Below are 18862 nucleotides of genomic sequence, written 5' to 3' on the forward strand. Positions count from 1 at the left end.
GCTATTCCGTAAACCGATGTAGTCACCCCTCCAGGACGGTAGCCTTATCAACCCAGCGAGCCAATAGACTGAAAGCCGCGAGCTGCTCCAACGCGACTTGCTCCTCACCACCGTCGTGTGGAACATGCATCCCGGGATTGCGGATAGCCGCGTACAAGCCCTCTGCAAAGGCGCGGGCGCCCCGATGTAGGTTCTCAAACGTCTTACTGCCATCATTTTCCATAAGCCGAAGGCGCGGCACATTACGCTTCGGATCATGGAGTGAAAACGCCTCATTGAAAAGTGCTGTTTCAGATATGTCTAGGCGGTTCAGTTTCGCTTGGGTCTCTGCATTGATGCGGATGGCAGCCTGCATCACGGCTTGATGGTAGTGCCCATGATTCCAGTAACCCTTGCCATTCTCCCACGCCCACGGATGCAGATTGGCGGCGTCTAAGTCTGGCGTGTTGTCTCCGAGCTTTTCAGCGAGTTCAGACCTACGTTCAAGCACTGTCTTGGCCCGGGAGGCTTGGTCCCTCAGCCAGCTATACTCCTTGTCCTGGACTGGGAGTCCTTGTCTCCACCCGGGAAGCGCTCGGTCAAGGATCATTTCAACGACGTGGGCACGTGCCGCAGCCTCAGTCGGCGATCCGCTCATAACGGTTCCAAGGTAGGCGATGCCCGGGCCCATGTCGGGGACTACCTTCTCTGTGACTTGCAGGAACGCGTCTATCTCATTGATCGCCCACTCGGGGTCTAGCTCGGCCATGCCTCCATTATGACGTATGGGGCTGACATGGCCGGAGAGAACTGTTCTGATACCCCAACCAGAAACACCCCTCGTTATTGCAGGCGCGCTAACGCGCGCCCACAATGGAAACCATGAGCGACGCCAACTTCATCATCCGCCAAATCACCTTCGACTGCCACGATCCGTCTAGGCTCGCCGAGTTCTGGGCGGTCGCAACCGGCTGCGAAATCGCCGCGGATTACGGCGATTTCGTGATGGTCGATTCGACCCCGGCGCTAGGGTTTCAGCGCGTTGAGGATCCCACGCCTGGCAAGAACCGCATGCATATCGACGTTGGCGGGGCGGAGCGCGAATCCTTGGTAGAGCGCCTCAAAGACCTAGGCGCTACCGAACTCACCACCCACGAGGCGCCGGGATTGGTGTGGACCGTCATGCAGGATCCGGAAGGCAACGAGTTCTGCGTGGGCAACCTCGGGGCCTAGCTACAAATTGAACTTAAACTCGACGGAGTGGCGAAAGAAGGCTACCTCACTCAGTTGTAAGCGATTCGAGAAGCCGAAAAGTGTGCCGCAAGGCGTTTCCTGCTCGAAAAGGCAGCCTCCGCAGGCTAGATCGTTCCGCGTCATGAAGAGCTAGCACCGCCGAAGTCCCCCTCAAGTCAGATTCGGACTCATTCTCACAGTCAGTCGCGGAACGAAAACCAACTTAGTACGGTCCCGACTGCAACTAAAACTGTTCCTGCCGAAACTAAATGCCATCTTCTAACCGCTGGCGAAGCACGACTTCCTCTTCATCGCTGAGCCCAGCGAGTCTTTCTCCCTGCTGTTCTTCTTCGAATCGCAGCGCATCCGCCAATGTTTCTTTCAACGGGCGAATCTGCAGGCCAGCTTCGTAGGCTGTGGCGCAATCGAGTAGCGCGATGTTGCGAAACTGTTCACCTGGTACCCACAACGGCAACGATTTTGGGCCCATCCACGGGGTTACATCATTAGCGAGAAGCAGTTCATCAGAGCAAGGTCGCTCCGTAGCCTCCGATGCGGCTAACTCACGCGAAATCTTGAACACATCGGACAAGGAAGTAGCAAACCCCGTGGCGTTAAAGGTTCCGAAAGTTCCAACTTCTGCAGACTCAACTATCCAGTCTGCAAGGTCTTTCACATCAATCATAGCGACGGGAAACGCCGGGTCTGGGACGATCACGTTCTCACCCGTGGGATGCGCGAAGCGCCACGGATAGTAACCACTGCGCCCTGTTTCGTCGCCGTAGCCGGCGATCAGACCGGGTCGAACTACCATTACCGACCTATTTATGTTGCGATAAATCGTTTCGCAAGCAGACTTTGCGGCCGGGTACTGCCCCATGTTCTCCATGTAGTCAATTTCAAGCGGAGTGACTACGGAATCAGACTCGGAAGAAATACTTCCTTGGTCCTCATATACGCTGCTCGAAGACACAAATATACGATGCTTGGCCTGGAGTTTCGTCGCCGCATCCCGCGCATGCTTCGGCTGACTCGTCAGATCCACAATGGTGTCCCAAGTTTTCCCCGCAACCTCATCGTACGCACCGTCACGGTCACGGTCTGAACTCACAAATTCGGCTCCGTTGGGAACCTTCCCGTTACCCCGCGCGAGGCAAGTAACTTGATGTCCTCGGTCGATTGCTGCCGCCGCAATGTGTCCTCCAAGGAAACCGGTACCACCGAGCAATAAAAAGTTCATGTCACTAGTTGTACACGAAACCTTCTCACACGTGACCAGTCCTAATCCCAGCGCATCCAAGCTGGAATAAGATGTCAGAGCAGGATTACCCCACCATCTGTCAGAGCTTCTTATTCGGCTAACCTACACATTGAACTTAAATTCAACGCAGACGACATCCTCAGCCTGCTCGACCTCGCAGACCGCCAGCTCGCCAGCAGCCGCTTCGACACGAGGCTCTCACCGCCTACCGGGCGCGCAGTTCCACGGGCACAGCCTTAAAGTTTCCGGATACGCTCTGCATCAGCCACGAGGTTGTGCGTGAGCTTCTCAGCTTCAAGCCCACTCAAGTCACAGCTGTCGAAACGGGCCAGCCAGTCGGCCCGAACAGCGGGGGAGTCGAACCAGGTTGCGCGCTCAGCCTCAATATCCTCGATGCCGCTCAAAGTGCGGCCGTCGCGGGTGCGGATCTCGAGGTCGTCGACAAGCGGCGCAATAGCCTGAAGCCCTGGGACGATGGCTTTAAAACCCGACGTGTGGGAAACCTCATTGGTCCAACGCGGGTAGCGGCTCACGCGCTGCGCCTCCAGGTAGCGCTGGGCGACGCCCAGCCTGGAGACCGCCTGCGCCACCGCCAGCCCCACGACCTTTACGCGGAAACCCACGGAGCGAAACTTGGCTATCTCTCCTGCGATGAATTCCGGGTTGGACAGCGTGTTCTCAATGATGAGGGAGTGCCCGTGCTGCCGGCCATACTCAATCAGCGAGGACATCCAATAGGGCACCGGACCATTGGTGAGCACGTCCATGCGCAGGGGGTCGCGCTCCATGATCTCGTCGAGGGCGGGGTGCAGCTTCCGAACCTCATCGGAATCAAGGACCGCGTGACCATTCTTTACAGATTCAATAGCCGTTGATTTGCCTGACGCTGGCTGCCCCGCCACATAAATGACCTCTGGAACAGCCGGACCATGAGCATTCGACCGACCAAAATAGCTAGTTTGCAGAGTCTTTAGCCGTTGCTCCATGACCTGCGGATCAACGGGGAAGTCAGCGGCGGAAAGCATAGGCTATGCCGCTTTGTGCTCGGAGGAGAGGGCTTCAAGCCGCTGCGCAAAGAGAGCCGCAGCGGCGCGGATGGCTTCAATGTCGGTTGAATCAACACCACTGACTATGTCCTCTACCAGCCAATTCTGACGAATCCACCATTGTGATTCAACATCGTTGCCTGCTTCAGCGGCCCGAGTGAGGTAGGCAGCTTTCAGCGAGGACGCAACCTCCTTCATGGCGTCGAAGGCTGCGTACTCGATCTCCGGGACTTTGGCGGTGCTCATGGCGCTAAGAATAGCAGCGCCATGGCGGTTTTAGCCGTTGATGATCTGCGGGTACGCCAGGCCCTTGAGGCCCTCGGTACCGAACTCCACACCGTAGCCGGAGGACTTGATGCCACCGAAAGGCACGCGCGGATCCACAGCACCGTGGGCATTGATCCAGGTAGTGCCTGCCTCCAGCTGCGCAGCGACGTCCAGAGCGCGCTCACGGTTGGAGGACCACACGGAGGAGCCCAAGCCCACGTCAAGCTTGTTGGCCTGCTCGATGGCCCAATCCAGGTCTGTGTACTTCACAATCGGCAGGGCAGGCCCGAACTGCTCCTCGACGACCAGCGGGTTATCCGGGTCGATGTCCGCCACCAGGGTGGTGGGGTAGAAGTAGCCCGGCGCGTCATAGTCCGGGTCGCCGCCCAGCAGTACGCGGGCGCCGGAATCCTTGGCGGCGTTGACGAGCTTGTCCACGATGTCGAACTGCTGCTTGTTCTGCAGCGGGCCGAGCACGTTCTCTTCCTCGAGGCCCACGCCCATCGGGGAGGCCTTGGCTACCTCGACGAGGGCTTCGCAGACGGCGTCGTACAGCGACTCCGGCACATACACGCGCTTCATCGCCGCACAGGTCTGGCCGGTGTTGATGAACGCGCCCCAGAAGAGGTCGCCGGCGATCTCCTTCGGGTCAGCGTCATCCAGTACGATGCCCGCGTCATTGCCGCCGAGCTCCAGCGTGAGGCGGGTGAGATTGTCCGCGCTGGCCTCCACAATCTTCTTACCGGTGGCGGTGGAGCCGGTGAACATGATCTTCTCGATGTCCTCATGCGTGGTCAGCGCGGCACCGACCTCGCCATCACCGCTGATGACCTGGAGAACACCCTCCGGCAGCACGGAGTTGACCACCTTGAGCAGACCCAGCACGGAAAGTGGGGTGTACTCGGAGGGCTTGACGACGACCGCGTTGCCCATACGCAGCGCCGGCGCAATCTGCCAGATGGTGATCATCATCGGCCAGTTCCACGGGCCGATGGCGCCGACGACGCCGAGCGGGCGGTAGTTAACGGTGGCGGTGATGTCATCATCGACAGCGGTGTAGTTGGGGTGCTCGAAGGAGGCGGTAGCATTCAACCAGCCGGAGCACGCACCGACCTCGAAACGGGCGTTCGGGCCGTTGAGCGGCTTGCCCTGCTCACGGGAGAGAAGCTCAACGAGTGCCTCTGCATTAGCGTCGATGGCGGCGGCTGCCTTGGTGAGAAGCTCGCAACGTTCTTCGTCGCTAAGCTTGGCAAAGCCCTTCTGCGCTGCGCGTGCGGTCTCAACTGCGGCGTTAAGGTCCTCAACGGTGTTCTCTGGCGCGCGGCCAACAACCTCTCCGGTGGCGGGGTTGAGGATGTCGCGTCCGTTCTCGTCCGTGATGGCGTTGAGCAGATCAGCGTAGGTGGCGAACTGAGTCATGAGATCTCCTTGTGAAGAAGTCGTGGGCCCCGCGAACAAAGCCCAAAGAAACTTTTGCCCACGATGTTACCTGCACCACATCTACAGGATTGACTCTGAGTGCACACAATTTGTCCAAAAATGTGCCAGCTCTCACGATATGATTCCAGTTATGTCTGCTTCCGCCGTTGAACAATTCGATATCGCGTCATGGCGCACCGCGTCATCCGAGTCTTTTGGCCAACTCGACGTGGACGCTGAGGACCCCTCTTCCTTTCACGCAACGCTGCGCTCAACGAAGGTGGGGGATATTTCCCTCTTCGATATGTGCACCTCCCCGCACACCGTGAATCGCTCCAAGATAGCCACTGATGAGACACCATTTTGTAAGCTCAGCCTACAAATCACCGGATCCTCAACCATGAGCCAAGACGGGCGGACCTGTGAACTGCGTCCAGGGGACCTTGCTCTGTATGTGACCCAGCGGCCCTACACCCTGCACTATCCGGAGGAACAAAACACCCTCGTTGTTCACTTCCCGCAGAGCTTCCTCGACATCTCACCCGCGCAGATCCAACGCCTCACCGCGAATCCGATCTCACGCTCACACGGCCTCGGCGCGGTGGCCGTGCCCCTCTTTGAACAGCTGGCCAAGAACCTGGACCTATTGAAGGGCCCGCACGCCACGGCCCTAGTCCGCTCGGCGCTGACCATGCTGGTGTCAGTCCTGGCTTCCGACGTCGCCGACGAACCCTCTGCAGGCACACTCCTGTTCAACCAGGCCACCGCCTACATCGAGAAGCACTTGGGCGACCCGGACCTAGGCCCCAGCAGCATCGCCCAGGCACTCTTCGTATCGGTACGCCACCTCCACGCCAAGTTCTCCGAGCAAGGCCTTTCCGTAGGCAGCTACATCAGAACGAGGCGCCTCGAGCACATCCGCCGCGAGCTCGTGGACCCGCGGCACTCCGAGGAATCAATCAGCCACATCAGCGCCCGCTATGGTCTGCACGATCCCTCGCACCTCTCACGCATCTTCAAGGCGGAGTACCACAAGTCGCCGAGTGCATACCGCGCGGCAGCTAGCGGTTAACGCAGGCGAGTATGCATAAAAGAAAATGCTGGCACCTCTCACAAAGGAGGTGCCAGCATCATTATCAGCGAATTTAATGCACTATTTATGCATTCGCGTACGGGTCGCGCATAGCGATGTACTGCAGCGAGGTGTACTCGTCCAGGCCCTCAGCGCCGCCCTCGCGGCCCATGCCGGACTGCTTCACGCCACCGAATGGGGCAGCGGCGTTGGAGATGACACCTGCGTTGAAGCCCATGAGGCCGAACTCGAGGCCGTCACCGATACGCCACATGCGGTCCGAATCCTCGGTAAACACGTAGGAGGCCAGGCCGTACTCCGTGTCATTAGCAATCTCAATCGCTTCCTTCTCATCGGAGAAGGTCAGGATCGGAGCAATCGGGCCGAAGATCTCCTCCTGTGCCACGCGGGCATCACGGGAGACGTTCGTCAGAACGGTCGGGGCGTAGAAGTAACCCTTGCCCTCACCCGGCTTGCCACCGACGAGGGCCTTGGCGCCCTTGGCCACGGCATCGTCGACAAGCGCGGTGATGTTGTCCAGCGCCTTCTGCTCCACGAGCGGACCACAGGTGACGCCCTCGTCGAGGCCGTTGCCGACCTTGAGCTCACCGATGCGCTTGGCGAACTTCTCCGCGAACTCATCGGCGATGGACTCGTGAACGATGAAGCGGTTGGCCGCGGTACAGGCCTCACCGATATTGCGCATCTTGGCGCCCATTGCACCCTCGACGGCCTGGTCAATGTCGGCGTCCTCAAAGACGATGAACGGAGCGTTGCCGCCCAGCTCCATCGAAGTGCGCAGGACGTTGTCGGCAGCGGCCTTGAGCAGAGTCTTGCCCACCGGAGTAGAGCCGGTGAAGGACACCTTGCGCAGGCGGGAATCCGCCATGATCGGCTCAGAGATGGCAGAGGCCGACTTACCGGACACCACGTTGACCACGCCTGCCGGAACGCCGGCATCGATCATGGTCTGTGCGAAGTACTGGGTGGTCAGCGGCGTCAGCTTGGCCGGCTTCACCACCATGGTGCAACCAGCGGCGATGGCTGGTGCAATCTTGCGGGTAGCCATGGCCAGCGGGAAGTTCCACGGAGTGATGAGCAGGCACGGACCCACCGGCTTACGACGGGTCACCATGCGCAGGGTGCCCTCCGGCGCCGGCAGGGTGCGGCCGTAATTGCGGACGGCTTCCTCGCTGAACCAGCGCAGGTACTCCGCGCCGTAGGTGACCTCACCATAAGATTCCGCCAGCGGCTTGCCCATCTCCAGGGTCATCAGCGCAGCGAATTCGTCCTTACGTTCCTGTACCAGGTCAAAAGCGCGGCGCAGCAGGTTAGAACGCTCACGGGTGGACGTGCGCGCCCACTCATCCTGTACTGCACAGGCAGCGTCCATAGCCTTCTTCGCGTCCTCAGAGGTAGCGGACGCGAGGGTAGCGATAACCTCACCGGTAGCCGGGTTTTCTACATCGAAGGTGGAGCCATCGGAGGCGTCTACCCACTCACCGTTAATCAGCAAGCCGGTCGGAACCTTGGCCAGCAGCTCGTCAATATTGACCTTGTTGTTTTCACTCATGGTTCTTTTTTACCCTCCCAAATGGAATTTGTCTGCCAGTTGACGTGCCGCACCCGAAAGAAGTTGAACATCCGCCCCAACCAGCGCAAATGATGCGCCAGAAGCCATGTATTTCTGGGCCTGTTCAAGATTGAAAGCGTTGACGCCTACCTTCTTTCCGGAAGCACGGACTACTTCAAATGTGTGATTGACCGCCTCGAGTACATCCGGATGGGTCTGCTGGCCCAAAAGCCCCATTGAGGCTGCTAGGTCCGAGGGGCCGACGAAGATGTTGTCCACGCCTTCGACAGCCACGATCTCTTCGACGTTCTCCACTGCGGTCGCAGATTCAATCTGCACCGTAAGGCTCACCGTGTCCGAAGCGTTCGCAAGGTAGTTCTCCACGCCGTTCCACCGCGAGGAGCGGGCCAGCGCCGAACCGACTCCACGCACACCGCGGGGCGGGTAGTGCATAGCCGCCACGGCCGCTTCAGCTTCCTTGGCAGTATCAATCATGGGCACCATCAGGTTCTGTACGCCGAGGTCTAGGTACTGCTTGATCAACGCGGTGTTATTCACGGGCACGCGGACCACGCGTGTAAGACCATAGGCATCGGTGGCTCGCAGCAGGGAAAGAATGGTTTCCAGGCCATAGGGCGAATGCTCACCATCGATCAGCGTCCAGCTAAAGCCAGCCGAGGCGATGATCTCCGCCGCGGCCTCCGAGCCAGAACAAATCCATGCGCCAACGAGCGGCTGCTCAGCCTTCTCGAGGACGTCCGCGAAGGTGGGCGGCAACTTTACTGGAATCGGCATGTGATGGACCCCAACTTTCCGTAGTCTGCGTGGACGGTATCGCCCGGTTCGACCCACATGGGCTTGGTGAAGGAACCGGCCAGGATGATGTCACCGGCGGCCAGGCTATCGCCGTGCGCGTGGAGCTTATTGGCAAGCCATGCCACGCCCATGGCCGGGTGGTTGAGCACGGCAGCCGCCACACCCGTATCTTCGATGGACTCGTTGCGGTAGAGCAGCGCGGACACCCAGCGCAGATCGACATCCGCAGGGTCTACCGGATTGCCGCCATAAACCATGGCGCCGAGCGCCGCATTATCCGAAATCGTGTCGACGATCGTGCGGCCCTCCATCTCGATTCGGGAGGAGAGGATCTCCAGCGCTGGGACGACGTACTCCGTCGCGCGCAGCACGTCGAAAATGCTGCAATTCGGTCCCTTCAGCTCTTCCTTGAGCACGAAGGCCAGCTCGACCTCGATGCGGACGTTAGAGAACTGTGCGTGCTCGATGGTGGAACCGTTCTCGTAGACCTGGTCTTCAAAAATTGCGCCGTAATCCGGCTCAGTGATTCCCGTGGCCTCCTGCATGACCTTCGAGGTCAGGCCAATCTTGCGACCGACGAGGCGACGGCCGTCTTCGGTACCACGGCGCACCCATTCGCGCTGCACCGCATAGGAATCCTCGATGCTCATCTCTGGGAAACGGGCAGTCAGCAGCGGGACCATCGTGCGGTCCTTTTCGGCTTGCGCCAGTTCATCTGCGATAGCGATGTGCTGTTTCTCATCCAGCATGTACTTCGCTCCTTAAGGTGTTGTAGAACGTGTTTGTTCTGTTTAAGAGGTTTGTTGAACCTGAAGGTTTCACGTGAAACGACAACGCGGCCCCGCGATATGTGCGCTCGCTTCTCGACGCCACGGGGCCACGTTCATCAACCTGAGTACTTAGTCGTTTAGAGCTGGTGTCCCAGCTTGTACTCACCTTGCTTCCACTCCGGCATCTCCTCCGCATCTTCCTTGCGGGTGTAGGAGAAGCCATCCGCGCCAATGGTGGCCTCCAGCTCGGACTCATCCTCGCGGGCAACCAGCGGCACCGGGTTTCCATCCAAGTCGAGGACCGTGGAGCCATCGCGGTACCAAGAAGGAACAACCGGGGTTCCCCACCAGTCACGACGCTGGTTATCGTGAACATCCCAGGTCACGACCGGGTTATCCGGGTCGCCGGTGTAGTAGTCCTGGGTGTAGATCTCTACGCGGTGTCCATCCGGATCACGCAGGTAGAGGTAGTAGGCGTTGGAGACACCGTGGCGGCCAGGGCCGCGCTCAATGCGGTCGGATTCGCGCAGCGCACCCAACTTGTCACAAATCGCAATGATGTTGTGCTTCTCGTGGGTAGCAAATGCGATGTGGTGCATACGCGGGCCATCACCACCGGTCATTGCGGTGTCGTGCACCGTCGGCTTGCGGCGCATCCATGCAGCGTAAACAGTTCCCTCCTCATCGCGGATGTCCTCGGTGGTGCGGAAGCCGAGCTCCTCCATGTATTTCACAGCGGAAGGAACATCCGGGGTGATCTGGTTGAAGTGATCGAGTCGGACCAGCGCTCCTGGGATATGGGCGTCGTATGCCCAGGCCAAACGCTCGACGTGCTCTACCTCATAGAAGAACTCGTACGGGAAGCCCAGCGGATCCTGCACACGCACGGAATCACCGATGCCCTTGACAAAGCCATCCTTGTTGCGGCGCACCTCGCAGCCGCGTGCCTTGTAGAACTCCTCCGCGAGGTCCAGGTCCTCCGGGGAACGGACGCGGAAGGAGAATGCAGCGACGGCAGCGACGGGGCCCTGACGCAGCACGAGGTTGTGGTGGATGAACTCCTCGTAGGTGCGCAGGTAGATTTCGTTCTCGTTTTCCTCGGTGACGACGAGACCGAGGGTGTCAACGTAGAACTTTCGGGATGCAGCGAGATCAGTAACGATGATCTCCATGTAGGCGCAACGCAGAATGTCGGGGGCCTGAATGTCAGCCATGATGGCTCCTTAGATAGAAGTAGTGGTGGGGGAGTAGAGAGTGGACGTCTTAGTCCTGCTTGCCAAAGACCGGGTTATGCACCTTGTCCAGGTTGATGTGAACGGCCTGCTGGTCGGTGTAGAAGTCGATCGAGCGGTAGCCACCCTCGTGGCCCAGGCCGGAAGCCTTGACGCCGCCGAACGGGGTACGCAGGTCGCGGACGTTGTTGGAGTTGAGCCACACCATGCCGGCCTCAACGTTTTGAGCGAAGTTGTGGGCGCGCTTCAGATCTGAGGTCCAGACATAGGCGGCAAGGCCGTACTTCGTGTTGTTGGCCAGCTCGAGTGCCTCCTCATCGGTATCAAACGGGGTAATGGCAACGACGGGGCCGAAGATCTCTTCCTGGAAGATGCGGGCGTCCGGCTTGACGTCAACGAAGACGGTCGGCTGAACAAAGTTGCCCTCCTCGAAGCCCTCCGGGCGCTCGCCACCGGCAGCCAAGGTGGCCTCCTGCTTGCCAATCTCAATGTAGGAGGTGACCTTCTCGTAGTGCTCCGGGTGTACCAGTGCGCCAACCTCGGTGGTCGGATCGGAGGGCAGGCCCACCTTCACGCGGTTAGCCTGAGCGGCGTAGCGCTCCACGAACTCATCGTAGATATCGCGCTGAACCAGGATTCGGGAGCCGGCGGTGCAACGCTCACCGTTGAGGGAGAAGACGCCGAAGATGCAGGCGTCGATGGCAGTTTCTAGATCGGCATCGCTGAAGACAATGGCCGGGGACTTGCCGCCCAGCTCCATCGACAGACCCTTGAGGTGCGGGGCTGCGTTGCCAAAGATGATCTGGCCGGTGCGGGACTCGCCGGTGAAGGAGATCAGCGGCACATCCGGGTGCTTGACCAGCGGGTCACCTGCATAGCCTTCCTCACCAAAGCCGTTAACCAGGTTGAAGACACCCTTCGGCAGGCCAGCCTCCTCAAAGATTCCTGCCCACAGCTGTGCGGAGAGGGGAGTGAACTCGGCCGGCTTCAGGACGACGGAGTTACCGGTGGCGATGGCCGGGGCAAGCTTCCAGGACTCCAGCATGAACGGGGTGTTCCACGGGGTAATCAGGCCCGCGACACCAATCGGCTTACGGTTGACATAGTTGATCTGGCGGCCCGGAACCTTGTAGGCGTCGTCAGCCTGCGCCACGATCAGGTCTGCGAAGAAGCGGAAGTTCTCAGCAGCACGCTTAGCTTGGCCGTTGGCCTGGGTGATGGGCAGGCCGGAGTCGAAGGACTCCCACGCGGCAAGCTTGTCTGCGCGGGTTTCGACAATGTCCGCAATCTTGTTGAGGACGCGTGCGCGCTCGCGCGGCAGGGCCTTGGACCACGGGCCGTTCTCGAAGGCCTCCTTGGCGGCAGCGACAGCCTTGTCAATGTCTGCCGGCTTGCCGGAAGCAGCCTTGATGTAGGTCTTATTCGTTACCGGATCCAGGACCTCGAATTCATCGCCGTCAATCGACGGAACAAACTCGCCGTTGATGTAGTGAAGAATCTTCTCGGGAAGATCGGTGGGCTTAGCAGCATCGTTGTTGATAGCCATGGGTGCTTGAGACTCCTTAGTCGTTTTTCTTGCGATAGGTGCTGAGGGTGGTCAGGCGGTGTTGCCTGGCCACTTTTTCTATGTAGGCGGGTTCCGCGCCAGCCTCGATGAGGCTGACCAATTGCTCGTGCTCGCGCGTTGACTCTTGGGCTCTCTCGGGCACGTACCGAAAGGTGGAGACGCGGTGATATTCCAGTTGCTTCCACTGGTCCATCACCAAGTTCTTCAGCCTCTCGTTCGGGCATTTGGAGAAGAGAACGCTATGAAATTCCTTATTGAGCTGGGTAAATTCCTCTGGATCGTGGTGGATATCGAGCTCCCGCATGCGCTGGTTGATCTCCCGTGCCCGGGCAAGATCCTCCGCGTCAAGATGCGGGGCGGATTGGGCGGTAGCGTTTGCTTCCACGGTGGCCACGATGTCCATCGATTCGTAATAGGCCTCGCGATTGTGAGTGGTCACGCTGGCACCGACGTTTCGTTCGTAGGTAACCATGCCTTCCGCTTCTAGTTGCCGAATGGCTTCGCGAACGGGGACCACGCTGACACCCAAGTCATCCGCGATTGTTGCCAATACGAGGCGGTACCCGGGTTCATACTCGCGAGTACGAATCTTTTCGCTTATCCAGTTATAGGCCTGTTGGGACTTGCTTTCCCCAGCTGGTAGTGCGGGTTCCGTCATTGACCACCCGCCTTTCCATCACGGAACGCGATGTAGGCTTCCTTATTCGCTCCGGTCGGCGGGAAGAGCCCATCCAGGCTGGCGCCCGTCTCCACCTGGGAGGCGACCCATTCGTCCTCGTGCTCCTTAGCCAGCGCGTCTTCAGCGACCTCGGCTGCAATATCGCGGGGAATGACCACGACGCCGTCATCATCACCAACGATGATGTCGCCCGGGAGGACGGTGGCATTGCCGCAGGAGACAGCGATATCGCTATCCCACGGGACATGCTTGCGGCCGAGAACGCAGGGGTGTGCGCCTTGAGTGAAGACGGGCAGGCCAATCTCCTTCACAGCCTCGTAGTCACGCACGCCACCATCGGTGACAACACCGGCTGCACCGCGGACCTTCGCCCGCAGCGCCAGGATGTCACCCAGCGTTCCGGACCCGGATTCCTGGCGAGCCTCAATGACGATGACCTCGCCTTCCTTGACTGTGTCGAAAACCTTCTTCTGCTCGTTGAGGCCACCGCCGTGGGACTTGAACAGATCCTCGCGGCCAGCCACAAAGCGCAGGGTGCGGGCAACGCCCACCATCTTGGTTCCCTTAGCCTGCGGGTACACGCCTTCGATTACGGACTGGTTGATGCCGCGCTTGCGCAGCTGGGCGGACAAGCCAGCGGTCGGGGCCTTCTCCAGAGCCGCCTTGAGCTCTGGGTCGAGGCCGCCCTCATCCTTGGGAGGAAGGCCGGCGGATTCGCGGTCACCATAGGCGTCCTCGCGCTGCTTATCGTCCACGTAGGGCAGGTTGCCCAGCTGCGGGTCGAAGGAGGCGGGGACTTCCTTCGCGGTGGTCTTCAGCCTGCCGGAGCTCACGCCACCTGGCACGTCAACCTCGACCTCAACGACGTCACCCGGCTCAATGACAGAGGAGCCGGCCGGGGTACCGGTGAGGATGATGTCACCGGTCTCTAGTGTCATGTGCTGGGAAAGGTCGGCAACAAACTGTGCGAGCGGGAAAATGAGATCCTCATCGGAAGAGGTTCCCTCTTGGACAACTTCGCCATTGACCCACGTGCGGAGGCGAAGACCCTTCGGGTCGATCCCCTGGGCGTCGATAAGCTCCGGCCCGATGGGGGTGTAGCCATCGCGGGACTTGGAGCGGGTGTTGGAACCCTTGTCCTGCACCTTGTAGTCATACAGGCCGATGTCATTCGAAGCCGTCACGTACGCAACGTGCTTCCACGCATCTTCGAGAGAGACATTACGGGCCGGAGTGCCAATGATGAGTGCAATTTCGCCTTCGAAAGCCAGCAGCTCTGTCCCCTGGGGGCGTTCGACGATCCCGCCCGACTCAGCCAGCGTGCTGGTTGCCTTGAGGAAGTAACTCGGGGTCTTGGGCCAGCGACCGCGCTGCGCTGCGCGGGACTCAAAGGCCACATGAACAGCGATCATTTTGCCCGGTTTAACCGGCAAGAACTCAGGTACAGCCATGAAGAATCCTTAATTGTGAATAAATCCTTGCCCAGATCGTATATTATCCCTACCACCACCGCAAGTGGTTCAACTCACACGCACTTCCGTATATGGCACACCACATGCCGAAAGGAATCACACCATGTCGCACACATCTGTCACGCCGGCAATTTCGACGGCCGAACGCCGCCGCGTCGTCGCCGCGACTACCATCGGTACCGCCATCGAGTGGTACGACTACTTCCTCTATGCCGCAGTGGCCGGACTCGTGTTCAACCAGCTCATGTTCGGCCCGCTCGAGGGTGGCCTAGCCACCATCATTTCCTTCCTGACCGTGGGATTGTCCTTCCTGTTCCGCCCGGTCGGCGCGTTCCTAGCAGGGCACTTTGCTGACCGGCTTGGCCGCCGCGTGGTTCTCATGGTCACGCTCATCGCCATGGGAGGTGCGACCACCCTCATCGGCCTTCTGCCCACCTACGAGACCGCTGGAATCTGGGCGCCGATCCTCCTCATCACCTTGCGCATGATCCAAGGCATCTCCGCAGGTGGCGAGTGGGGATCCGCCGTGCTCATGGCTGTGGAACACGCGCCGAATGACAAGCGCGGCCTCTACGGCGCAGGACCTCAGATCGGCGTTCCTGCCGGTCTGCTGCTTTCTTCCGGCGTGCTCTCCATCATGAACACCATCGCGCCTGGCGACGCCTTCATGAGCTGGGGCTGGCGCGTTCCCTTCCTCCTTTCCTTCGTCCTCATCTTGGTGGGCTACCTCATCCGCATGGGCGTCGACGAGTCTCCGGTCTTTGAGGAAATCGCAGAGCGCGAAGAGGAAGAGGCCACCAACCCCATTGGCAAACTCTTCAAGAACTTCACCCCGCTGGTGCTGGTCGCCGCGCTCGTCTTCGCAGGTAACGGCACCGTTGGCTACATGACCACGGGCGGCTACATCCAGCGCTACGCTACCGACCCCGACGGCCCCGTCGCACTCGACCGCGGTGATGTTCTTAACGCGGTGACCGTGTCCGCCTTCGCATGGGCCCTGACCACCTTGCTCGCCGGATTCATCTCCGACTACATCGGCCGTCGGAAGACCTATCTCCTCGGGTTCATCCTGCAGGGCATCGGCGCCGCCGCACTCTTCCCCCTGGTCAACACGGGTAGCCTGGGGATGCTCTACGGTGCGCTCCTCTTCCTCACTGTGGGTCTGGGTCTCACCTACGGTGCACAGTCCGCGATGTACGCCGAGCTTTTCCCCGCCTCCATTCGCGCCACCGGCGTCTCCATTACCTATGCCCTCGGCTCTGTCCTGGGCGGCGCTTTCGCCCCCATGATTGCCGCCTCGCTCGTCGAGGCAACGGGTACCACCTTTGCAGTGTCGGGCTACCTGGTTTCGGCCTCGATTATCGGCTTTATCTGCACATTTATCCTGCGTGAGCGCAAGGGAATAGACCTCGGCGCAGAGCACGAGGCCGAGCAATCCCAGGGCCACTTCATCTTCAGCCAGCGCTAGACGACGCCCCCCCCCCCATGCGCTCCCCTTTCTGCACAAGCCATTGTGCGCGGGGGGCGCATCATATATGATTCTCATATACGACCCAGCTCACATCCTCCTGAAGCCTTGAACTGAGTCACCAATACAACGAGCGAAGCTCACATAGAAGTGGGGGAGCAGTCACCACCCCCATCACTCTCTTTGTTCTCGTCCACTACAACCGCCAACTAAGGAGTCCACAGTGCAGTTCCACCACAACGGCTATGTTTCGGAAGATCCCCGCGTGCACGAACCTGCCGGATACGGCATCGATCGCGTCTCTGAACTTCCGGATGAAATGGACGTTCTCATTGTGGGCTCCGGTCCGGCCGGCATGATCGCAGCCGCTCAGCTAGCAATGTTCCCCGACGTCAACACGCGCATCATTGAGCGCCGTCCTCACCGCCTTGAGTTGGGCCAGGCCGACGGCATCCAGTCCCGTTCCGTGGAAACCTTCCAGTCCTTCGGCTTTGCCAAGGAAATCACGGAAGAGGCCTACGAGATCACGGAGATGTCTTTCTGGAACCCGGATCCGCAGGATCGTTCCAAGATTATCCGCGGTGCTCGCCCCATCGATGACGAGCAGGGCATCTCTGAATTCCCCCATCTCATTGTCAACCAAGCCCGCGTGCTGGACTATTTCGCTCGCTATGCGCACCGCGCCCCGGGCCGCATCACCCCGGATTACGGCTGGACCTTCGTTTCCCTTGAGGTAGGGGAGGGCGAATACCCGGTAACGGTCCACCTCGAGGATGTCGACGGCAACCCGCGCGACGTACGCGCCAAGTACGTCGTCGGTTGCGATGGTGCTAAGTCTCGCGTCCGCAAGTCCATCGGCCGCTCGCTCAAGGGCGACCAGGCTAACCACGCGTGGGGCGTCATGGATGTCGTGGTTGACACCGACTTCCCGGACTGGCGCACCAAGTGTGCCATCCACTCCCAGGCCGGCTCAATCCTGCACATCCCGCGTGAGGGCGGCTACCTCTGCCGCATCTACGTCGACCTCGGCGTCGTGCCCGAGGATGACAACCACAAGGTCCGCTCCACCCCGATTGAGAAGATCATCGAGAAGGCCAACGAGATCTACTCGCCTTACTTCATCGACGTCAAGATGGTTGCTTGGCACTCCGTCTACGAGGTGGGCCACCGGCTCGTCGATGCCTTCGACGATAGCGACGACGATCCACGGGTCTTCCTCACCGGCGATGCCTGCCATACCCACTCCGCCAAGGCCGGCCAGGGCATGAACGTCTCCATGCAGGATGGCTTCAATATCGGGTGGAAGCTCGGTCACGTCCTCGACGGCCGCGCCCCGAAGGAACTCCTGACCACCTACCACGGCGAGCGTCAGCCAGCTGCTCAGAACCTCATTAATTTCGACCGCGAGTGGTCCACCCTCATGGCCACACCTACCGAAGAACTCGATGATCCGGAGGCAGTGGAGAAGTACTACGTCGCCGCGGAGGAGTTCGCCGCTGGCATGATGACGCAGTACGAAGAAAACCTGATCGTCGGAACAACACAGCACCAAGATCTGGCTTCCGGCTTCCCGGTGGGCAAGCGTTTCAAGTCCTTTGAGGTTCTTCGCCGCTGCGATGCTTACCCTCAGCACCTGGGGCACCAGCACACGGCCGATGGCCGCTACCGCATCTACGCCTTTGCCGATGCCCCCAAGGCCGGAGAGAACTCCACTCTGAGCGAGTGGGCCGAGAAGCTCGGCCCCATCCTGGACAAGTTCACCCCGGAGGGAGCTGATGAGAATACCTACTTCGACGTGAAGGTTATCTACCAGCAGACCAACCATCACGATTATGAGATTCTTGACGCCCCACTGTTGTTCCGCCCGCGCAACGGCAAGTTCAACATCCCGAATTGGGAAAATGTCTTCAACGCTCTCCCTGGCGACAAAGACATCTTCGATGCCCGCGGAATTTCCCGTGACGGAGCGGTGGTCATCGTTCGCCCGGACCAGTACGTAGGCGCTGTTCTCCCTCTCGATGACCCATCAGCAGTCGAGGACTACTTCTCCTCCGCGCTCATCAAGCTCAAGTAGTTTCGGTTTCACGTAAAACGAAAAGGGCCCAGCACAACGCTGGGCCCTTTTTGTGCTTGAATGGCGCAGCACAAGGCATAAAGAGACCTAGGTGCCGAAGAGGCGGCACCTAGGTTTCACGTGAAACAACCACGGAGGAACGCTACTGCAAGAGGGTCCTGTCGGAAGTCGCGCCCTTGATCTTCGCGAACTCTGCCATGAGATCCTCCACCGTGAGCTTTGCCTTTTCCTCGGCATCAGCGGAGTAGATGATCTCTCCCTCATGCATCATGATGAGGCGGTTTCCCACCTGCAGGGCCTGTGCCATATTGTGCGTCACCATCAGCGTGGTGAGCTGCCCTTGCTCGACAATGCGCTTCGTCAGTGTGGTCACCAGCTCCGCGCGTTGCGGGTCGAGGGCAGCCGTGTGCTCATCCAGAAGCATCACCTTCGGGTTGGTAAAGCCGGCCATGAGCAACGACAGCGCCTGGCGCTGACCGCCGGAGAGCAAGCCCACCTTCGTTCCAAGGCGCTTCTCCAAGCCCAGCTCGAGCGACTCCAGCTGTTCCACAAAAACAGCCCGGCGCGCGGAGTTGAGGCCCAGGCCGAGTCCGCGCTTCTTGCCGCGCAGATAAGCGAGTGAGAGGTTCTCCTCAATCGTCAGGTTCGGCGCTGTACCCGCCATAGGATCCTGAAAGACGCGCCCAACCTTCCTCGCACGCTTATGCTCCGGCTGGTTCGTCACGTCTTTGCCGTCGATCGAGATCCTTCCCGAATCCGGGATCAGCCGGCCCGCAACGGAGTTCAACAGTGTCGACTTTCCCGCACCGTTGGAACCGATGACGGTAACGAAGTCACCAGGGACGAGTTCCAGGGAGACGTCGCGAAGCGCACGGCGTTCATTAACCGTTCCCGGAAAGAAGGTCTTTGAGATCTTGTCTATGTTGAGCATGAT

At 59.8% G+C, this 18862-nt stretch carries 17 protein-coding genes; 4 read left to right on the top strand and 13 right to left on the bottom strand.

The window, feature by feature from the left end; all coding sequences use genetic code 11:
• Positions 1 to 22 precede the first annotated feature (22 nt).
• Positions 23 to 748, bottom strand: a complete 726-nt coding sequence (locus HMPREF2978_RS09650; RefSeq protein ID WP_061925377.1) for a TIGR02391 family protein — start codon at positions 746 to 748, stop codon at positions 23 to 25.
• Positions 749 to 852: 104 nt separating this feature from the next.
• On the opposite strand from HMPREF2978_RS09650, the gene HMPREF2978_RS09655 reads away from it, so the two are divergent.
• Positions 853 to 1212, top strand: a complete 360-nt coding sequence (locus HMPREF2978_RS09655; protein WP_198530976.1) for a VOC family protein — start codon at positions 853 to 855, stop codon at positions 1210 to 1212.
• A gap of 265 nt (positions 1213 to 1477) precedes the next feature.
• Here the strand turns inward: HMPREF2978_RS09655 and HMPREF2978_RS09660 are convergent, their stop codons facing one another.
• The 4 genes from HMPREF2978_RS09660 to HMPREF2978_RS09675 form a co-directional block, all read right to left on the bottom strand.
• On the bottom strand, positions 1478 to 2452 hold the full coding sequence (locus HMPREF2978_RS09660) for an NAD-dependent epimerase/dehydratase family protein (RefSeq protein WP_070745256.1): 975 nt from the start codon (positions 2450 to 2452) through the stop codon (positions 1478 to 1480).
• A gap of 257 nt (positions 2453 to 2709) precedes the next feature.
• Positions 2710 to 3498 (bottom strand): zeta toxin family protein, encoded by a 789-nt coding sequence (locus HMPREF2978_RS09665; RefSeq protein ID WP_070745259.1) that lies wholly within the window; start codon positions 3496 to 3498, stop codon positions 2710 to 2712.
• A 3-nt stretch (positions 3499 to 3501) separates the two neighbouring features.
• The gene (locus HMPREF2978_RS09670) at positions 3502 to 3765 is read right to left on the bottom strand and encodes a hypothetical protein (protein WP_070524133.1); all 264 of its coding nucleotides are present in this window, start codon (positions 3763 to 3765) and stop codon (positions 3502 to 3504) included.
• A 30-nt stretch (positions 3766 to 3795) separates the two neighbouring features.
• Positions 3796 to 5205 (bottom strand): aldehyde dehydrogenase family protein, encoded by a 1410-nt coding sequence (locus HMPREF2978_RS09675; RefSeq protein WP_070745262.1) that lies wholly within the window; start codon positions 5203 to 5205, stop codon positions 3796 to 3798.
• Between the two features lie 151 nt (positions 5206 to 5356).
• Here HMPREF2978_RS09675 and HMPREF2978_RS09680 point away from each other — a divergent pair, with 151 nt between their 5' ends.
• The gene (locus HMPREF2978_RS09680; RefSeq protein WP_070745265.1) at positions 5357 to 6277 is read left to right on the top strand and encodes an AraC-like ligand-binding domain-containing protein; all 921 of its coding nucleotides are present in this window, start codon (positions 5357 to 5359) and stop codon (positions 6275 to 6277) included.
• A gap of 85 nt (positions 6278 to 6362) precedes the next feature.
• Here HMPREF2978_RS09680 and HMPREF2978_RS09685 read toward each other — a convergent pair whose 3' ends face one another.
• From HMPREF2978_RS09685 to HMPREF2978_RS09715, 7 genes are all read right to left on the bottom strand, one after another.
• Positions 6363 to 7850, bottom strand: coding sequence for an NAD-dependent succinate-semialdehyde dehydrogenase (locus HMPREF2978_RS09685; RefSeq protein WP_070745268.1), 1488 nt, complete (start codon positions 7848 to 7850; stop codon positions 6363 to 6365).
• Positions 7851 to 7859: 9 nt separating this feature from the next.
• Positions 7860 to 8645, bottom strand: a complete 786-nt coding sequence (locus tag HMPREF2978_RS09690) for an HpcH/HpaI aldolase family protein (protein ID WP_070745271.1) — start codon at positions 8643 to 8645, stop codon at positions 7860 to 7862.
• Complete coding sequence (hpaH, locus tag HMPREF2978_RS09695; RefSeq protein ID WP_070524878.1) at positions 8630 to 9415, bottom strand: 2-oxo-hept-4-ene-1,7-dioate hydratase; 786 nt, start codon at positions 9413 to 9415, stop codon at positions 8630 to 8632. Before hpaH ends, HMPREF2978_RS09690 begins: the two co-directional genes overlap by 16 nt.
• 158 nt (positions 9416 to 9573) lie before the next feature.
• Entirely contained in the window at positions 9574 to 10650 is a 1077-nt protein-coding gene (gene hpaD, locus HMPREF2978_RS09700; protein WP_070521828.1) for a 3,4-dihydroxyphenylacetate 2,3-dioxygenase, read from the bottom strand.
• Between the two features lie 49 nt (positions 10651 to 10699).
• On the bottom strand, positions 10700 to 12214 hold the full coding sequence (gene hpaE, locus HMPREF2978_RS09705) for a 5-carboxymethyl-2-hydroxymuconate semialdehyde dehydrogenase (protein WP_070745274.1): 1515 nt from the start codon (positions 12212 to 12214) through the stop codon (positions 10700 to 10702).
• 16 nt (positions 12215 to 12230) lie between these two features.
• Positions 12231 to 12893 (bottom strand): GntR family transcriptional regulator, encoded by a 663-nt coding sequence (locus tag HMPREF2978_RS09710; RefSeq protein WP_070745276.1) that lies wholly within the window; start codon positions 12891 to 12893, stop codon positions 12231 to 12233.
• A complete protein-coding gene (locus HMPREF2978_RS09715) occupies positions 12890 to 14365 on the bottom strand; it encodes a fumarylacetoacetate hydrolase family protein (protein ID WP_070745279.1) in 1476 nt (491 codons plus the stop codon). Before HMPREF2978_RS09715 ends, HMPREF2978_RS09710 begins: the two co-directional genes overlap by 4 nt.
• A gap of 124 nt (positions 14366 to 14489) precedes the next feature.
• Between HMPREF2978_RS09715 and HMPREF2978_RS09720 the strand changes: the two genes are divergently transcribed.
• Both HMPREF2978_RS09720 and HMPREF2978_RS09725 read left to right on the top strand, forming a co-directional pair.
• Positions 14490 to 15854, top strand: coding sequence for an MFS transporter (locus HMPREF2978_RS09720; protein ID WP_070745282.1), 1365 nt, complete (start codon positions 14490 to 14492; stop codon positions 15852 to 15854).
• 223 nt (positions 15855 to 16077) lie between these two features.
• A complete protein-coding gene (locus tag HMPREF2978_RS09725; protein ID WP_070745286.1) occupies positions 16078 to 17928 on the top strand; it encodes an FAD-binding monooxygenase in 1851 nt (616 codons plus the stop codon).
• Between the two features lie 142 nt (positions 17929 to 18070).
• On the opposite strand, the gene HMPREF2978_RS09730 is transcribed toward HMPREF2978_RS09725, so the two are convergent.
• Positions 18071 to 18859, bottom strand: coding sequence for an ABC transporter ATP-binding protein (locus HMPREF2978_RS09730; RefSeq protein WP_070745289.1), 789 nt, complete (start codon positions 18857 to 18859; stop codon positions 18071 to 18073).
• Positions 18860 to 18862: the final 3 nt, after the last annotated feature.

This window comes from Corynebacterium sp. HMSC074C01 (assembly GCF_001814605.1).
In the GTDB taxonomy this organism is placed as follows: Bacteria; Actinomycetota; Actinomycetes; order Mycobacteriales; family Mycobacteriaceae; genus Corynebacterium.

Excerpts from the sequence above, each read along its gene's own strand:
- HMPREF2978_RS09650 (WP_061925377.1), bottom strand. The coding sequence starts at position 748 with ATGGCCGAGCTAGACCCCGAGTGGGCGATCAATGAGATAGACGCGTTC.
- HMPREF2978_RS09655 (WP_198530976.1), top strand. The coding sequence starts at position 853 with ATGGAAACCATGAGCGACGCCAACTTCATCATCCGCCAAATCACCTTC.
- HMPREF2978_RS09660 (WP_070745256.1), bottom strand. The coding sequence starts at position 2,452 with ATGAACTTTTTATTGCTCGGTGGTACCGGTTTCCTTGGAGGACACATT.
- HMPREF2978_RS09665 (WP_070745259.1), bottom strand. The coding sequence starts at position 3,498 with ATGCTTTCCGCCGCTGACTTCCCCGTTGATCCGCAGGTCATGGAGCAA.
- HMPREF2978_RS09670 (WP_070524133.1), bottom strand. The coding sequence starts at position 3,765 with ATGAGCACCGCCAAAGTCCCGGAGATCGAGTACGCAGCCTTCGACGCC.
- HMPREF2978_RS09675 (WP_070745262.1), bottom strand. The coding sequence starts at position 5,205 with ATGACTCAGTTCGCCACCTACGCTGATCTGCTCAACGCCATCACGGAC.
- HMPREF2978_RS09680 (WP_070745265.1), top strand. The coding sequence starts at position 5,357 with ATGTCTGCTTCCGCCGTTGAACAATTCGATATCGCGTCATGGCGCACC.
- HMPREF2978_RS09685 (WP_070745268.1), bottom strand. The coding sequence starts at position 7,850 with ATGAGTGAAAACAACAAGGTCAATATTGACGAGCTGCTGGCCAAGGTT.
- HMPREF2978_RS09690 (WP_070745271.1), bottom strand. The coding sequence starts at position 8,645 with ATGCCGATTCCAGTAAAGTTGCCGCCCACCTTCGCGGACGTCCTCGAG.
- hpaH (WP_070524878.1), bottom strand. The coding sequence starts at position 9,415 with ATGCTGGATGAGAAACAGCACATCGCTATCGCAGATGAACTGGCGCAA.
- hpaD (WP_070521828.1), bottom strand. The coding sequence starts at position 10,650 with ATGGCTGACATTCAGGCCCCCGACATTCTGCGTTGCGCCTACATGGAG.
- hpaE (WP_070745274.1), bottom strand. The coding sequence starts at position 12,214 with ATGGCTATCAACAACGATGCTGCTAAGCCCACCGATCTTCCCGAGAAG.
- HMPREF2978_RS09710 (WP_070745276.1), bottom strand. The coding sequence starts at position 12,893 with ATGACGGAACCCGCACTACCAGCTGGGGAAAGCAAGTCCCAACAGGCC.
- HMPREF2978_RS09715 (WP_070745279.1), bottom strand. The coding sequence starts at position 14,365 with ATGGCTGTACCTGAGTTCTTGCCGGTTAAACCGGGCAAAATGATCGCT.
- HMPREF2978_RS09720 (WP_070745282.1), top strand. The coding sequence starts at position 14,490 with ATGTCGCACACATCTGTCACGCCGGCAATTTCGACGGCCGAACGCCGC.
- HMPREF2978_RS09730 (WP_070745289.1), bottom strand. The coding sequence starts at position 18,859 with ATGCTCAACATAGACAAGATCTCAAAGACCTTCTTTCCGGGAACGGTT.